General features: G+C 40.6%; 15 protein-coding genes and 1 other RNA gene. 2 read left to right on the forward strand and 14 right to left on the reverse strand.

All coding sequences use genetic code 11. The features are described 5' to 3' along the window. Positions 1–207 precede the first annotated feature (207 nt). The 12 genes from AC1DE7_RS31290 to AC1DE7_RS31345 all read right to left on the reverse strand — a co-directional run bounded on the left by AC1DE7_RS31290 (position 208) and on the right by AC1DE7_RS31345 (position 10,608). Entirely contained in the window at positions 208–2,181 is a 1,974-nt protein-coding gene (locus AC1DE7_RS31290) for an AIPR family protein (RefSeq protein WP_477535855.1), read from the reverse strand. A 255-nt stretch (positions 2,182–2,436) separates the two neighbouring features. Further along, on the reverse strand, positions 2,437–2,574 hold the full coding sequence (locus AC1DE7_RS31295) for a hypothetical protein (RefSeq protein WP_477535856.1): 138 nt from the start codon (positions 2,572–2,574) through the stop codon (positions 2,437–2,439). A 103-nt stretch (positions 2,575–2,677) separates the two neighbouring features. Further along, positions 2,678–3,457 (reverse strand): hypothetical protein, encoded by a 780-nt coding sequence (locus tag AC1DE7_RS31300; protein ID WP_477535857.1) that lies wholly within the window; start codon positions 3,455–3,457, stop codon positions 2,678–2,680. Positions 3,458–3,650: 193 nt separating this feature from the next. Then, positions 3,651–5,249, reverse strand: a complete 1,599-nt coding sequence (locus tag AC1DE7_RS31305; protein WP_477535858.1) for a recombinase family protein — start codon at positions 5,247–5,249, stop codon at positions 3,651–3,653. Between the two features lie 82 nt (positions 5,250–5,331). Then, positions 5,332–6,183, reverse strand: coding sequence for a recombinase family protein (locus AC1DE7_RS31310; protein WP_477535859.1), 852 nt, complete (start codon positions 6,181–6,183; stop codon positions 5,332–5,334). Positions 6,184–6,363: 180 nt separating this feature from the next. Next, positions 6,364–7,209, reverse strand: a complete 846-nt coding sequence (locus AC1DE7_RS31315) for a hypothetical protein (protein WP_477535860.1) — start codon at positions 7,207–7,209, stop codon at positions 6,364–6,366. Beyond that, positions 7,206–8,132, reverse strand: a complete 927-nt coding sequence (locus tag AC1DE7_RS31320) for a hypothetical protein (RefSeq protein ID WP_477535861.1) — start codon at positions 8,130–8,132, stop codon at positions 7,206–7,208. Before AC1DE7_RS31320 ends, AC1DE7_RS31315 begins: the two co-directional genes overlap by 4 nt. Positions 8,133–8,490: 358 nt before the next feature. Then, on the reverse strand, positions 8,491–9,108 hold the full coding sequence (gene radC, locus AC1DE7_RS31325; RefSeq protein WP_477535862.1) for a RadC family protein: 618 nt from the start codon (positions 9,106–9,108) through the stop codon (positions 8,491–8,493). Positions 9,109–9,220: 112 nt separating this feature from the next. Continuing rightward, positions 9,221–9,394 (reverse strand): hypothetical protein, encoded by a 174-nt coding sequence (locus AC1DE7_RS31330; protein ID WP_477535863.1) that lies wholly within the window; start codon positions 9,392–9,394, stop codon positions 9,221–9,223. A 102-nt stretch (positions 9,395–9,496) separates the two neighbouring features. Beyond that, positions 9,497–9,682: a hypothetical protein gene (locus tag AC1DE7_RS31335; RefSeq protein WP_477535864.1), complete on the reverse strand. Its 186-nt coding sequence runs from the start codon at positions 9,680–9,682 to the stop codon at positions 9,497–9,499. Between the two features lie 31 nt (positions 9,683–9,713). Next, the gene (locus AC1DE7_RS31340; RefSeq protein WP_477535865.1) at positions 9,714–9,932 is read right to left on the reverse strand and encodes a hypothetical protein; all 219 of its coding nucleotides are present in this window, start codon (positions 9,930–9,932) and stop codon (positions 9,714–9,716) included. 313 nt (positions 9,933–10,245) lie between these two features. Beyond that, positions 10,246–10,608: a helix-turn-helix domain-containing protein gene (locus AC1DE7_RS31345; protein ID WP_477535866.1), complete on the reverse strand. Its 363-nt coding sequence runs from the start codon at positions 10,606–10,608 to the stop codon at positions 10,246–10,248. Positions 10,609–10,776: 168 nt separating this feature from the next. Here AC1DE7_RS31345 and AC1DE7_RS31350 point away from each other — a divergent pair, with 168 nt between their 5' ends. Further along, positions 10,777–12,528, forward strand: coding sequence for an S-layer homology domain-containing protein (locus AC1DE7_RS31350; protein WP_477535867.1), 1,752 nt, complete (start codon positions 10,777–10,779; stop codon positions 12,526–12,528). Positions 12,529–12,590: 62 nt separating this feature from the next. Beyond that, the gene (locus AC1DE7_RS31355; protein WP_477535868.1) at positions 12,591–14,045 is read left to right on the forward strand and encodes an ankyrin repeat domain-containing protein; all 1,455 of its coding nucleotides are present in this window, start codon (positions 12,591–12,593) and stop codon (positions 14,043–14,045) included. Between the two features lie 478 nt (positions 14,046–14,523). Here the strand turns inward: AC1DE7_RS31355 and AC1DE7_RS31360 are convergent, their stop codons facing one another. Together AC1DE7_RS31360 and ssrA are read right to left on the reverse strand one after the other, a co-directional pair. Continuing rightward, entirely contained in the window at positions 14,524–15,471 is a 948-nt protein-coding gene (locus AC1DE7_RS31360; protein WP_477535869.1) for a DUF3800 domain-containing protein, read from the reverse strand. Between the two features lie 521 nt (positions 15,472–15,992). Then, positions 15,993–16,140, reverse strand: a transfer-messenger RNA (tmRNA) gene (gene ssrA, locus AC1DE7_RS31365); the annotation flags it as partial.

The raw sequence follows: 16,140 nt of genomic DNA on the forward strand, positions 1-16,140 counted from the left end.
CCGAAGATAACGGCACATAAGCTTCTACGGGTGTAGTCACAGTTTTGATGTCACCCGAGTATCGCCCCGTAACCGGCTATACGTTGGGTCAGCCTGATTGTCTTCTTCAGCACACCCCAGGCGGAGATGTGACAGCGTATCCCACTACTTGTTAGCCCCTAATCCTGTCACATGGGCGATGCAGGTTAGAAGCACGCACACAGTTTCTTAAAACAATTTAGTCAGTTCCCAACCCCATTTACTTTCGTAAAAATCATCTTTAATAATTTTAGCTTGGAATATTTCATCAATAACAACTTCTTTCTTTAAATCATCTATATATTTTCTTGCAAAATTTGAAATATGGATTGATCCATAATCCCTAGAATCTTCAGTCTTAATCTGTACATTGATAAAAGAACGGTCAACTGATGTGACGGTACAATGCACGACATCTCCCTTTTTTAAGAATTCAGAATTTTCTTGTGTTTCATTATACTTTAGGACTTCCTTTAATAGTCCATTAGTAATTTCTCTGCTTCTATGCAGTTCATCTAGTGGTACATGTGGATGGTTTGCAAGTGTCTGGTCTAAACACATAATTGCAGTTTTAAAACACTGCTCCATTTTTTGCTGATCCTTGATCAGCAATATAAGTTTGTCAGCTTCCTTCCTTTGTTTTCGCGAATGTCCAAAATTCACTTGTGTGCCTACACTTATACCTTTCATCGCACAAAGTAGATGAAATTTTAATTTCTTATATTTCTTGTTTATTCTTCCTGACTTAAACATATCATCTAAGTAGTAATTGAAATATGCAGAGATGTAATAAACGTCATGGGCATCTTGATCCAAAAAAATCTTATTACTATAAGCATTTAATAATTCACCGTAATAACGATGTGTACTGTGAGGTTCATTTAAAAACATAGAAAGGTATGAATGAATCTGAGTAGTCAGAGTTACTACCTTTTCCTTACTAACCTCATCAACTAAGTCATATTGCTTTGATCTACGTTCATAGAATAGCCTATACTGAGGTTCTATTGAATTATAATAATCTTGAAGACGCTTGTGAAAAGGCTTTGAAGACGCAAATGCTTCTGACTTTACTTCTGTCTGCCTGTTTGTAGTGTATATTACACGATTCGAAATTACTTCGTCGCTAACCTCGATCACTTTCACAACAACATATGAAATATCATTAATTGCTTCTTTATTGCCAAACATGACATAACTGGATTGACAACCATTCACAATTTGATAGTCAAATAGTTCTAAATTATCACCTGTCACTTTTATAGTATTAGCGACAATAGTGATTCCGTTATTTAATATCGCAAAACGTGCCTGATCTTCCATGTTAGTTATAGTTGCTCTTATTTCTTGGTTAACAGCATTATACCCTTGAAAATCCCGTACATTATCCTCAAAAATGTTGGTAAGCATATTCCCATCACTATCTTTTAATATTTCAACAAAGTCCTTGCACTTGACCATACCTAAATAAGCTTGTTTTACACCATCTATACGAGGAAAGGCAACCTTTTTCTCCATAGGAATTACTCTGCTTATTTTCTTTTTTAACTCCTTATATGTAATGATTATTTTTTCAGAATCATAAGGAGTAAAGTCCACCGTCGAGAAATCTGAAGACAACTTGAGATCCTTTATATCACTTTCAATTCTGTTTCTTAACCCATTATCCTCATTCCATTTACCACAACAAACATAAAAAAGTTCTACAGTTGGATGAGTTGAAAAATCAACACTTTTTGAGTATATGTAATCCTTTATTTCAATTAAAGTCTCCATCTTTTCATTTGTAACAGGTCTTTTATCTTCGCTTTCAAAAAAGGCTCTTACGCCATAACAAAAATCTCCAATTTCGGAACCGCTAAAACTCTCACTTGTTTTAGATTGAATAAATATAAATTTAACATCTAACGTTTTGGAATTTTGAACTATACTTACAGCTTCATCCTTGCTTACTATCAACCTATCATTAATAATTACTGCTACTCCATCTAATCCTTTCTCACCTTCATCGGTCATAACATCATCTGGATCAAAACGATCAAGTGTGTATTTATTTACTATGCATCTATTAATAAAATGTTCGAATGCCGTTTCCTTTTTTAAGTTATTAATATTATATTCATCTATATGAGTCATTAAAAAGCTCTCAATAATTTTATTCATTGAACAAAACTCTCCTCACATTATATCTACATTTTAAATACAGCGTGAACTGGTAACCATCAATTTCTTCAAGATAATGGAATATGATACACCTATAATCCCATAACGCGACCTTGGTGTCAAAAGAATTATCGGCTGTTTTATATTTAATATGAACTACAATTCAGTTACGCTATGCTTCTCCCACAAAACCTCATCAGCTTTAGCAAATTGCATCGTAATTAGCACCTGCTTCGTCTCCCTCAACACCTGCACCTAAGACACAAACTTGCTAAACAATTGATGCAACATTTGTGGATTCTGAACCTCATCATTCAGTAGAGCAATTAGGTTGTATTCGACGTCAGAGAAACCCGAAGATAACGGCACATAAGCTTCTACGGGTGTAGTCACAGTTTTGATGTCGGTCTAGCAAACGCCCTGTAACCAGCTTTCGCTAAACACAGCCTGATTGTCTTCTTCTGCTTATTCCACTGAAGTTGATCCCCTAGCCCTGTCACATGGGTTTGAATTTATTTCTTTGCATACTATAAGAGATGTCTTGTATACTCTCATGTTCATATTCTCTATTTTCAAAAACAGCGTAATCAACTTTTATGTCTTTACCGATTAAATGTGCATAATCTTCACAAACACGTGAATGAAGCTCTCGAAAGCGTTTTAAACTAAGATAGCAGTCTCTATAAAGCTGAACAAAAATTTCTGTCCCATGAACTTCATAAATCGGAACTTTAATTTCAGTTCTTTGTTGAAGTAGCTTAGATTTTGCATCTCTATCTAGCTTTTCTGCACTTACCATCTCAGCATTAATTAGTGACTGAGGTACATGGGCTGCCCAGTTTCTGAAATCGCGAAGACGATCTAACATTGTGGTACACCGAGCATCTAAGGGTTTTAACGCAGATGCAAAATTCTCTTTCTTAATGAGCTTTCTAAAATTCACATAAGAAATAGCATCTGTTTGTGTATCGGCAAACAAATTGACAATTCCAAGCCCAGCCCCAGTCGTCATATCCATATAAGAGTCATATATCTCTGCTGGTAGCTTGTCAACATATAAGCCAAATTCAATTGTTGGACTTGAGTTTAAATCTGAATGGTCATCCAATTTTTGTTTAAGTTCAGGAAGATCAAGCGTAATAGCCAGAATATCTTCCATTTCTAATACATATCGTTCAAACCTATTCATTTTTCCTGCAATGAAGATAATAATATATTCAAGGTAGAATGCATAATGGTTTTTACTTGTCAGTTTGAATTGCTTATGTATATTCACACTGATTCTCCTCTCTTAATCTATTTTTGTTACCTTCTGCACATGACTGCAGATTTTCAGGTTGGAAAATAAAAAAAAGCTCAGCCGACAATCGCTACACTCCTTCAATATACTGGAATTTAACATAACAATATTCCCATAGAATGAATTGACTGTCAAAGCATTTTGTCGGCCGAGCTATATTAAAATTCCATTATAATGTACCTACAATGTTCTTCTCATACAGAATCTCATCCTCATTCGCAAACCTCACCGTAATATGCATCTGCTTCCTCTCCCTCATCACCTGCACCTGAGACACAAATTTGCCGATTAACTGATGCAACATCTGCGGATTCTGAACCTCAGCATCCAGTAAAGCTATCAACGTCTGAATATCATACTTCACTGACGCAATGAACTCTTCTGGTACATCGACCTTATGCAGTCCTATCGACAATGTCTCATACTCCGTTTTCTTCTCCATCAATTCTGTCTGCATCTCATCCAGCATCTCTTGATGGAAAGGCTTACCCTTACCTACCTGCATATCATCCTTAATCGCATCCACACGCTTCTCCAAAAATGCAATCTCTGCCTCCAAGCCGACTGCCTGTGCAATAACATGCTTGTTCTTCTCGTTATGATACATACGAATCTCTTCCTCCAACTGATTGTCCATCGACAACCGTAACAAAGTCGTTCTAAGCTTATTAGTGACAACCTCTTCGACCCGTTCTTTACGCCATCCTACATAAGAACAAAACTCCTTACCCTTTCGCGTGTATCCGCCGCATACATAATATCGTTGTCCGCCGCTCTTGGTACGTGTGGATGTGGAATTGCCAACCATTCTTGATCCGCATTTGTCGCACACCATGATGCCACGCAGCCAAAAAGGAGATACTCGCTTCGTACCAAATGGCTTATGCGTCTCGCCACCGCCGTTGTTGCGTTGTTTAGCAGCAGTCTGGCATTGTTCAAACAGTTCCTTTGTAATGAGTGCAGGGTGAGCATTCTCCGTAATAATCCACTCAGAGCGATCTCTCCACTTCTTCCCTTTCGTCTGATAGTCCTGCTTATTCCACACTTTGCGTCCAATGTATGATTCATTGAAGATGATGGCTCGAATCGTGCTCCCTGACCAAGTACCTCCTTTTTGCGTAGGCACTTTATGTTCGTTTAGTTCAGATGCAATTTTATGATAACCCTTGTTTTCAAAAGCATATTGGTTGAATATCCAGCGAATTAAATCAACTTCTTCTCTCGGCCCTGGAACCCACACAGACTTTGTCTTCTGATTCCCCATTGCAATGTGTTCCGTCCGGTATCCATATGGCGGAGTACCGCCATTGTTGTATCCTTGCTTCGCATTCTGCGTCATGCCTTTCCTTACCTCAGTCGCTAAGTTTGCGTTAAAGAACTCCGAAATGACCTCCAGCATCCCCTCCAGCAACATGTCCTGCGGCGTCTCTGCCTCTGTCTGCTCCGTAACTGAAATGACCTTCACACCACATTGATTAAGTAATGCTTTGTAGATTACATGGTCATCACGCTTACGAGAAAACCGATCAAACTTATGAACAACAACAGCATCGAACGGTCGACTTGACCTTTTAGCCATTGCAATCATCTTCTGGAACTCTGGACGATCATCTGTCTTTGCTGACTTTCCTTTCTCAATGAACTCATTGACAATGATCCAACCTTTCTCCAGACAATACTGCTGAATGGCTTTAACCTGTGCTGGAATGGACAACTCTTTCTCTGCTTGGCGATCTGAAGACACACGAACATAAATAGCTACTTTCATTTAATATCTCTCCCTTTTCTTGTTTTTAGGCACAAAAAAAGCAGGCACACCGTTTTTGGCGTACCTGCGATGAAACTGCATGTTATTGTGTTTTATTGATCTTTCGTGCCATCAACGACTCCTGAGCGGCATCCCAAAACTGTTGGTCTACAATGGCTGGATGTGCATCTTCTGCGACAATCCACTCGGACACATCATTCTGTTTCCCATCCGCATCCGACTTTTTATTCCATACACGCTTGCCGAGATACACTGGATTGTTAAGGATGGCAAGCACTGTGGATGGAGCCCACCTTTTTCCTTCAATAATGTTCTGTTGATTCAATTCACGGGCAATTCGCTTGCCTCCATGACCTTCTGCCGCCATATGGAACATCTGCTGAACTAATTTGACCTCTTGATCCGTGCCAAGCTCATACGTGACTTTTCTGCCCGTCTGAACACGTCGATAACCAAACGGCACTCTGCCACCACAATGAAATCCTTGAGACGCGTTTTCTCGCATCCCTTTCAACGTCTCGTGACGCAGATTAACGTTGTAGAATTCGCTGATGACTTCCAACATCGACTCTAACAGAAAACCATGCGGTGTATCCGCATCAACAGGCTCAGATGCAGATACAACGGTAACACTATGTTTTTTGAGCAATGCCTTGTAGATGGCATGATCTGCACGATTGCGGCTGAACCGATCAAACTTGTGGACGACAATCGCAGCAAAGTGTTTATCTGTTTTCTGGGCATCCGCAATCATTCGTTGAAAATCAGGTCTTGCATCTGTCTTTGCAGATTTCGCTTCATCTATATATTCATCGACAATAGACCATCCACGCTCATCCGCATATCGTTGCAGTGCTTCCCGTTGAGCTGGGATAGATAATTCACGTTCTGCTTGTTGCTCCGATGAAACTCGAAGATAGATTACAATGTTCATTGTAGGCTACTCCTTTGAATTTAATTGTGAAAGACATTAGTTAGATAAAACACGAAAAGCCCGATCCACGTAAGATCGAGCGAAGAATGATGCTATTCTCTTTTATATGTCAGTAGAGTAGAACCTCTTGAGGGGGGCTTAACTCTTAGAGCTACAAGGGCTTTGATGCAGATGCGAGCATTATACAGAGGACACTACGATCTGTACACAACTCCTATCAGTTTGTGTTGCTTGCTGTTTGTTGAGCACAACTTGTACAACGTCCTGGCTATGAAGACCTAAGTGTTCAAGTATCGGGTAGTACATCCTCGCCATGTTGTCGATGTCCTTAGTAGATACATTCCCAAGAAACAGCAGGTTAATCTTATATGGCCGGCCGCCGCTGATCTGCATACCATCTCTCTTTAGAGCAGTCGACAGTGCCTCCTGATAATCATCTTCCTCAAAGGCGAATCGTGTATCATTGTTCCAATCCAGTTTAATCGGCTCCGATTTAGGAACTACGTAAACAGAGACATCTTTAAATTCAGCAACAGGAACATTAGATGCAGAATGGCAATCAAACAATCTGACAGTCAATGTATCAGGAGACTTGGTAACTCCGCGTTTAGGAGCTACGCTACGCCAGCTATATTTAATTGAACACGAGGATATCAAACTGTCATCACAAATAATGTGTTTATTGATACCGTCCATAACCGATTTCAAGACAGATAGAAGCGGCAGTTCATTCACATCTCTGGATGAAGAAATCTCCACCTCAACGCTGTATTTCCCTGCCATGGGATAAGATACCCCTGCATCCTTCAAACACATTCTGAGTAATGAACTTACCTTCGCTTGAAAATCCATCATTTGTATATCCTGAAGCATATGCGTTTCATTTTTTATGCCTCGTTTACCTGCATGCTCGTAAGATAACCCCCTGGGCTCATCAAATATTCTGATGAACTCTTTTTGATTATGTTCAACCAAAATATTCTCACCACAATGATTTACATGTATCGAATGTATTGTCTTGTTCATGGAATCATGTTCCCCCATTTCGTCTGCATTGTTTTTTTATGAACTGGCTTACGTACTAGATGCTTAGGTCGAAGAATGATCTTCTCTTCTACTTGCTTGTTAGCAGGCGGACTACAATAGCCAGCATCCCCATAATAGACGTTGTCTACAAACAAACATCGCACTGGTATAAACAATCCTTCATTCATCAATGAAATCACGTTTTTACTTATAGCATCAACTGTACTTTTGAGATTGTAACAAAATCCTTCGTCCAACCTCAATGTCTCGCTCCACTCGTCAATCTCTACGATTCGAGGGTCAATACCTCCAAAATACTCCAACCAACAAGCACCGTGTAGCAACAGCGTTGTCTTTAATCGGCGTAGCGACCACTTTTGTCTAACCCCAGGCTTGTTTTTGAGCATATCGTTTTGAACAGCGTCATTGGGAACCATTATATATCCGCTATTACTGTCTTTAAGCCCTCCAGTATCAAATGTGATATCATCGCAACTGTAATATTTCTTCTTCATAGGATGATAGTCCGGTGCAACTAAAATTTTCGCCTGATACGGCTGTCTCAGTCTCGTATTGGTATTTTGAATAAAATGGTTTGCTTCAAGCCAATCCAGAGCATTATCTACCTTTTTGGAGTAGTTAGAAAGCTTATTTTGACCAATAGGAAATTGTTTATATTCGAGCTCTATATTCATTGCCTCTTTGGACTTTATACACTTCCTAATATGTCTGTCTACATGGCGACACATGTATAAGTAAATCCTGAACTCATCCCTATTACCCAAGAAATCATCGTAAATATCGGATAAAATCTTGCGTTGGAAGATGAAAAAATCATCTGTAAAACTGAACTGTTGACTCAATGGAAGTTGGGTTTGGTTTTGAGCCAGCAGTGATTTGAATTTAGGTATCTTCACACTCATAGTCTTTATCCTTTCAGGTTCATGTTGTTAGTTGCTTCCATTGTAGTAGAATGAGTTAACTTATTACAGGAATAGAACTGGTAGATAAAAAGAATACAGCTGTCAAGGCCGAGGCGAAGCCGAGCTTGTTTAAGCCTTGACGAGCGTTTCCTACATCAACACTGAATCCGTCCTTGGCGTTAGCCAAGGGACGCCACACGGCGAGTGACTGGAGGTGAAGGAGGGCGTCGTCCTCCTTCGGCCCTCAGGGCAGTGGGTGGTTTGAACTGCAAGTATGGTGCAAGGCCGCGAGCGATAGCGAGTGGCCTCTTCACTCCATCGTATTTCAAGCGGTACAAATAACTTCATCTCTACGAGTCTACATTAGTCCTTGCTCTTTCAAGCTAGTAAAGGTTCCGTCACCAAGTACCAGATGATCCAACACGTCCACACCTACAATGCTTCCACTCTCCACCAAGCGTTTTGTTAACTGAATGTCCTCTGGCGAAGCTAATGGATCTCCGCTCGGATGGTTATGCACGCAAATAATAGAAGCCGCAGAACGTTTTACAGCGGCACGAAATACCATATGAGGGGTGACAATAGCGGCATTGAGTGAACCGATAGAGAGCGTCTCTGGTTGTCCTATTAAGTGGTTCTTGGTATTAAGGAACAACACAACAAAGTGCTCCTGTTGCAGATGCCTCATCTCTGGCATCAACAGGTCAACTGCATCCTGTGGCCTGCGGATGATCTGAGGTATATTGACGGCAGGTCTACCCAATCTACGTGCTAATTGCAATGTAGCGATTACCTGCTTTGCACGTACCTTGCCCACACCTTTAATAGACATCAACTCAAACTCAGTGACGTTCATCAGTTCCTGTACGGTGGGAAAGCGATCAAAGAGTTCGTCAACAATATAGGAGCCGGGCTTCTCAGCGAGTGCGTCACCCAGCAGTGATTTGATTGTAGATAGTTCGTTAGAATAATTCATATTTACGTCCTCCAGTAAACGCAAAAAGGAGAAGCCAGATTCGACTTCTCCCGTTGGGTGATATGATGTTGTTTTGTATGATGATGATAAGTTGTATTTTCTTGAGTCGCTTTCACTGAGCCGCTCTCTTTTTTTCTTCAATTTGCATGTTAATAAGAACGAGCCTTACAAGAGCCTGAGCATATCTCCTGCCGTCTTCTAAATTAAAATGGGCATCTGTGTCCATCATCTGCATTGTAGCTTTTAGACGGGCTTTCTGAGCCAGTAAATGCATGAGCTTTTCCACGTTCCTCACCTCCCTTCATGGCAGTAAAAAATAGCCTACTGTCGTCTCCTGACGATGCGGCCATCTACATTAGTCAATTTATTTGCCACATAACACAGTTAGCTAAACCTCCATCCCTACCACAACTGGCTGGGAAGTGAATTGAATCAGTATCGTCACCTGACCGTTGCTGAGTGCAACAACCGCATATCTCTCTTCATCCAACTGCACACTATAGATAAATCCATTTTGCTCACAGAATCCTAAATACTCTTTGGAACTGTTGTATTTAAAAAGCCGATAATTCATACTCGCTTCTTCCTCTCGTAATTTAATGGTTTTATGCTTTGACGATACGATCTTGATGCCGCTGTAACTGCTCTGGATACTCACGACGAAAATAACTCTTCATCCAACTGACAGCAGTGTCTTCGTCTACCTGATACATCCGTTGACAATAGACATACAACACCGTTCCAGCCATTCGGATGCCTCCATTCATCACCAGTTGCCTCAACAACTCTTCCATCTCCACGGACAGACCTTTCTTAACAACCATCTGCATTCATCTCCTTTGTTCGGCGTTGTCTCACAGCCGATGATTTTGTCTCTGTCAGGCAACGACAAATAACCCACTCAACGTGTGAGCAGGCTACTTTGCCTATGCTGTTGTTCAAGGTAACGATCTGTTCAATGATCTTCAGCGATCGAAAACAGCAACAGTAAAAAGATATGCAAACAAAAAAGGACTGCAACTACTGTATCAACAGCAGAAGCAGTCCAGTGCAGAGGGATGGGGCATGAAACGGCAGCCCACCCCCTTTGTTATTTAAGACGTGGTTCCTCGGGGAAATTTGTATAGTTTTTTTGGTCTATATGCGTCTCATCTCACCATTTTCAAATGTATCAACAAACTCCTGAACAACTTTGAGTAAAAACTTAATTTCTGGAACATCACGATCCATTAATAAAGGTCTAAACATTTCAATTAACTGATGCTTATCCGCACTCATTGCGTTGTTATCTGCGTAAAGAAAAAGATCATGTGGTTTGATATTCAATGCCTGCATAATCTTTTCAAGTGACTCCAATGAGATGTTGCGTGCCCCCCGCTCTGTATCTGATAAGTATTTCTCACTCAAACCAGATAATTCGGAAAGTTTCTCCTGTGTCATTCCCTGTGCTTTACGGACAAGTCTGATTTTCTCACCTACCAATTTCACAAACTCCGACATATTATCACCTCTACCCCAAGCGTAGAGGACTTAAAAGAACAGTATAACACCATTAAAGTTCATATTAAGTACATTTATAAGTGACCTTTTGTTGAATTTATAGTAGAATATGCCTGATGATACTCATCAAATAATAGATTGTAATTACATTCTTAGGGGGTTAACAACATGATTAGGAAGATTTTAATTGGTATGACAGTAGCCACACTAACCACAGTATGTATAACAACCACAGTATCCGCCGCACTACCAACCTACGGTGAAGAGTGGCAGAATGCAGAGACAACGCAACAAACTGTCAGCTTTACTGATCTTCCATCTACACATTGGGCTTACAACTACATAGCAGAGATGGTCAACCGTAAAGTTATCAGTGGCTATCCCGACAGTAGATTCAGGCCGAATAACACCATCACACGTGCTGAGTTTGCCAAGATCATGATTACTGCATCTGGCATCACACCCAAGAAAGTGAATTACTCTTCCTTCTCGGATATTCCAGCAACCAACTGGGCTTCTCCGTTCGTGGAATCTGTGAAGGACTACATGACTGGCTATCGTACCGCAGATGGCAAATACATCTTCAATCCATCCGCACCAGCAACCCGTGAGGATGTAGCCATTGCTCTCGTCAAACTCAAAGGCTATGAAGCCAATCGTCTGCCCGATCACAGCACCATTGAAGCCATGTTAAAAGACTACGCTGGCATATCTGAATCCGCAAAGAGTTACGTTGCATTAGCAGTGGAGAATGGACTTGTCTCTGGTTTTCAGGATGAGACGTTCCGTCCGCAGGCGACGATCACCCGTGCAGAAGCAACGGTTATGCTCTGGAGAGCATACCAGTATGGGAACGACAACAAAGAGATTGGCGGTGGACAGACAACGACGAATCCAACATCCACTACTCCATCCACACCAAGTCCAACTACACCTGGTTCATCTGCACCAATCACACCAGTAGATCAACCATCTGCATCTACACCATCCGCAAAGTTTACAGTAGAAACATTGGTCGGCGGATCAGATGCTGGTGATGTGGATGGCCCTGTGCGGACAGCGAAGATCAAACAGATCGACAGCATGGTTATGGACAAGAGCAACAACATCTACTTTCTGGACAGTCAGAAATTGAAGATACGTAAATTCAACAGTTCTAACGGAACGGTAGAGACGTTCAAAACGATCAATCAGGATTTCAATTGGAACTACAAGGATGCGGATGGGAAAACGAAACATTATGACTATAAAGACCTGACGCCCCTCAAACTTGCCTATAACCCAGCGAGCAGCAAGCTTTATCTCGCCGCAAGAGGGTTTTCAGGACATTCAACTGCCACGATCCTTTACGATATCACCAACAGCATCAGCGTAGCCACGTATGATGTCAACCATGTCGGAGCCCGTTATATGGACTTCATTGCGTTCCCCGACGCTGAAAACGTTATGTATGGTGTCACAGCCAGTCACGAATCGAACGTCTTTGAAGGCAAATTGAATCAATCGCAAGTCGAGCAAGTAGTCAGTAGTACAACCTACAACGCAATTGATCTGACGGACTACTATGGATATGCTCCTGTCGCAGCCGCACATGCAACAGCTAACAATCTATATGTGTTTGGCCGAAGTAAGATGTATGATCTGCAAAGGTTTCCTGTGAAAGTGGACAAGATCGCTGAGTATGATGGTAGCCGATATGATAGCGTTTCTGCTTACAACGGGAAAATGTACATGACGATGGCAGGCACTGTCTACGAGATGGCAACAGACGGCAATATGATTACATTCGTTAACGGAAATGATCTGATCTACAAAGATGGGACTCTTATCAGTCAAATGAAGCAACTGAACTTTGACACAAACGGTAATGTCATTTTCTATGATGACAACAGCAAATCCATCCGCAGAATCAATTTGTAGCAATATTTTAAAAAGAACGGGCTGAATCTAGTCCGTTCTTTATCTATGACGGAGGCGACAAGATGAATCATCGTAAACTGGAAGACTCAGATATTTCGTATATGCTGTCTCAGTTGAATGAAGAAGATACGGATGATTTACCAACTGCTGAATCCACGATAATGGGGATGTCAGAAGGGGAGCTGTCCTTATTCATTGGCAAAAATGAAGATACATATCTACAAAAATGGAGAGAGGACAGTTCATGGAACTGGGCAGCGTTTATCTTTGATTTCTACTGGTTCCTTTACAGAAGAATGTATAGGTACTTCTTTATCTACCTAGCAGTGGTTTACTTTAGCATTTATTTAATTGGAACTATGGTATCAAACATGTCTAACTCATTGGTAGCTCCAATAATAATAGGAATAGTCATATATAGTATCTTCAAAGTATTAGTCGCTACAATGGGCAATCAGCTTTATTGGCGGCATACCAAACGTAAAATTGATCGTGTCCACCAAATTGTGGAACATGTCTCATCAGGTGAACGTGAGATTGTTAAAGCAGGAGGTGTCAATCTGGCACTACCTTTGATATTAATTCTTCTGCCAGCCCTCATTGTGGTCCTAAGCTTCATGTTTAATTTCTTTACAACTTTCCGAGCTGTTTCAGACAGTCTAAGTCAAAATATACGAAGTGAAAGCAATGCTGTGAGAGTGCAAGCTGAGGATATGAATATTTCTCCGACTACAACGATGATCTCTTCACCTAATGACACAACTGAGTACGAGGAAGAATGGGCAGCTATTGCAACTGAGATCAACGGTTATAACTGGAGTGAAATGGTAGGTTATGAACGTCTAGTGGTTATCGTTGCAGGCTTGATGAAGAGCTGGGAACAAGATAATTTACAAGTGGATGGCACACCAATTATTTCAGATCAGGATGCTCCAATTATAACTGAGCTAGTAATTGCCCTATATGGGGACAGCAAATATGCCCATATGAATCTGATTGAAATTATGGGAGTGATTAAAGGACAATTACAACAGGCAGAAAACTCTATAGATGTAAGTGATGCTCTCGATGAAGATTTGTACTATGCTGTAGCCGATGATATTTACAATGAAGTAGTCCGTTTGCTGGATCAAGGGGCCGATCCTGCCAATTCTTCATCAATAATAGCGGCTGCTCGTAATAAAAACGCCGCTTTGATAAGTCTCTTAATTCAGTACGGTGCTGATCCAGATTACTTTTTTAGAGGAGAAACTCCGTTGTCCATACTTGTTCAAGATGATGAAGTAGAGTTAGTAAGCCAATTGCTTGATCATGGAGCAAATCCTGAAATGGGAACCCCTTTATCCTCACCACTCCAAATTGCAGTAGAATTAGGCTCAATTAACATGGTGCAGCTATTGCTAAAACACGGAGCTGACAGTAACAGATTTATCGAAGGAGAGATGAGTATACTTCAGATTGCTGAGGAATTAGGACATACGGAAATCTATCAATTGCTCAAAGAACAGGAACATTGAATATATTTTTTATGTATCACGTTACAAAATCAGACTTGAGACAATATATAGAATGTATTGAGAAAGAATGAATCACTTAGTGTTCAATGTGGGTTAACAAGTTGCAATTATGGCTTTTTGTAGTATTTTTGTAGGTACATCGTTTTAATCCAGTGCGATGTAGATTAGTTCAAGTTCGTTGATGTGGGATGAAGTAGCGGATGGGATGTAGGTTTTCCTGTCCGCTATTCGATTTTTAGAACATCTTCGCCGCATGGTTTGGTATTCGAATTCATTATCTCTCTATAGCTACGTTACAAAATTGCTACTTCGAGAATATATAGATATGTAACCGCACCAACCAGAAATTATCCACAGCTACACAATACTAGAAAACCGTTAAAATCACCTTTTTTCAACCCTTATACCGGGTACACAGGCGAAATCAGTTAAAATAAACGAGAATACTACCAAAAAGCTTTGACTTGGCATCCATCCATCAATTAATTAGTGAATAATTCCGCCCTCTTCCCTCAACTTCATCCTTGTATCCCAGTAACATGCGAACCAACGTATTTGGATACTCCATCAGCTTACGGTACTCCTTTGCTGGTAGATCAGGATTTCTCAACATGATCGCCTGAAGCTTGGCTATTTCTGAAACATCGTAACGAGACTTGTGTACCATAAATTGAGATACGTAATCGCCTACAGACAATTCTGACAGATTCTCATTGCCGTTCCATGAATACAACTTGATCTGTTTTATGAACCGATCTACATTACTACCTTCAGACAAGAAACGATATACCAGATCACTCTTGATCAGCGTTGTATTTGAATTCCCCATATAACTCTGTTCCAGCAGAAAAACTACAATACCCATAAACGTATCAATAATTTGTAGAGGAATAGATTCATGAGACTCTTCCGACTCGACAGATGCAATCTTGTACGTTTTGCTCCGATATACAGAATGAGCATTCATCTGCTCTTTAATTTTGGAGTGAAGTCGTAATGAATCATATTCATCGTTTCGGTCAATTTTAATATTCACATCTATCTGCCCACTCAAGTGACGTGTCACTCCATAGAACAATCTTTCGGGAATTTTGATATAAAACAGATTTCGCAGCTCCATCATCGTAAGATTTAGTTCTTGAGCAATGCTGTGAGCTTTTGTATTATCGACAATGAAAATATTGATATTCACATCCTGATTGATGATGTAATGAAGAACCTTGAAATATTTCTTCAAGTATTGATCATGATTGTATTCCCTAAAATGTAACTCACTCTTAGTGCCCATGTCTTCATACATACGTTGTATCGTCTGCGTTATGTCCGTCATTGTCTGTTCACTGCCGCCATAAGCACCGTAATATGAATTTTCTTTTCCTGGCTGATCAATTTTATTCGCTTCATCGAAATAGATATTATAGATCATTGTACACATCCTAATAATCAAAATGATAACGTAAGGCTTGACTTTCATTCATATACATAATATCATGATTGTATAGAAATAATACGGATGAGTATAGTCTTCTCCGCTTCGTTAGCTAGAGCTGACTATACTCAAAAAAAGAACCTTCTCCGCTTCGTTAGCAGAGTTGGTTTTTTTGCGTTTTAAACTAATTTCTCTTTGTGAGTTTGATCTTCTAAACATACTGTGTGCGTCCAACTAAAGAAAGAAGAGATCTATAACATGGATACGCTGTCATATTTCCGCCTGTGGCGAACGGAATAAGACAAACTGGCTGATCCAATGTTAAGCCGATTACGGGGCGATACTCGGGTGACAATCAAAACTGATACGTACAGAGGTACCGCCATGTACATCATCAGAGATATGTCGTATTCGACGACAGAGAAGCCCGAAGCCTTAGATCCAAAGCGGTTTACCCCACCCCTTCGAATACGGGCAAGCAAAAACAGCCACCAAATGGTGGCTGTCGCTGATACTACTAATGGAGGCGAGGGGAGTCGAACCCCTGTCCGAAGATAACGGCACATAAGCTTCTACGGGTGTAGTCACAGTTTTGATGTCACCCGAGTATCGCCCCGTAACCGGCTATACGTTGGGTCAGCCTGATTGTCTTCTTCAGCACACCCC

The sequence above is a fragment of the Paenibacillus sp. 10L310 genome, from assembly GCF_056395745.1.

Coding starts and splice junctions, on each gene's coding strand:
- AC1DE7_RS31290 (WP_477535855.1), bottom strand. CDS start 2,181: ATGAATAAAATTATTGAGAGCTTTTTAATGACTCATATAGATGAATAT.
- AC1DE7_RS31305 (WP_477535858.1), bottom strand. CDS start 5,249: ATGAAAGTAGCTATTTATGTTCGTGTGTCTTCAGATCGCCAAGCAGAG.
- AC1DE7_RS31310 (WP_477535859.1), bottom strand. CDS start 6,183: ATGAACATTGTAATCTATCTTCGAGTTTCATCGGAGCAACAAGCAGAA.
- AC1DE7_RS31315 (WP_477535860.1), bottom strand. CDS start 7,209: ATGAACAAGACAATACATTCGATACATGTAAATCATTGTGGTGAGAAT.
- AC1DE7_RS31320 (WP_477535861.1), bottom strand. CDS start 8,132: ATGAGTGTGAAGATACCTAAATTCAAATCACTGCTGGCTCAAAACCAA.
- radC (WP_477535862.1), bottom strand. CDS start 9,108: ATGAATTATTCTAACGAACTATCTACAATCAAATCACTGCTGGGTGAC.
- AC1DE7_RS31335 (WP_477535864.1), bottom strand. CDS start 9,682: ATGAATTATCGGCTTTTTAAATACAACAGTTCCAAAGAGTATTTAGGA.
- AC1DE7_RS31340 (WP_477535865.1), bottom strand. CDS start 9,932: ATGGTTGTTAAGAAAGGTCTGTCCGTGGAGATGGAAGAGTTGTTGAGG.
- AC1DE7_RS31345 (WP_477535866.1), bottom strand. CDS start 10,608: ATGTCGGAGTTTGTGAAATTGGTAGGTGAGAAAATCAGACTTGTCCGT.
- AC1DE7_RS31350 (WP_477535867.1), top strand. CDS start 10,777: ATGATTAGGAAGATTTTAATTGGTATGACAGTAGCCACACTAACCACA.
- AC1DE7_RS31355 (WP_477535868.1), top strand. CDS start 12,591: ATGAATCATCGTAAACTGGAAGACTCAGATATTTCGTATATGCTGTCT.
- AC1DE7_RS31360 (WP_477535869.1), bottom strand. CDS start 15,471: ATGATCTATAATATCTATTTCGATGAAGCGAATAAAATTGATCAGCCA.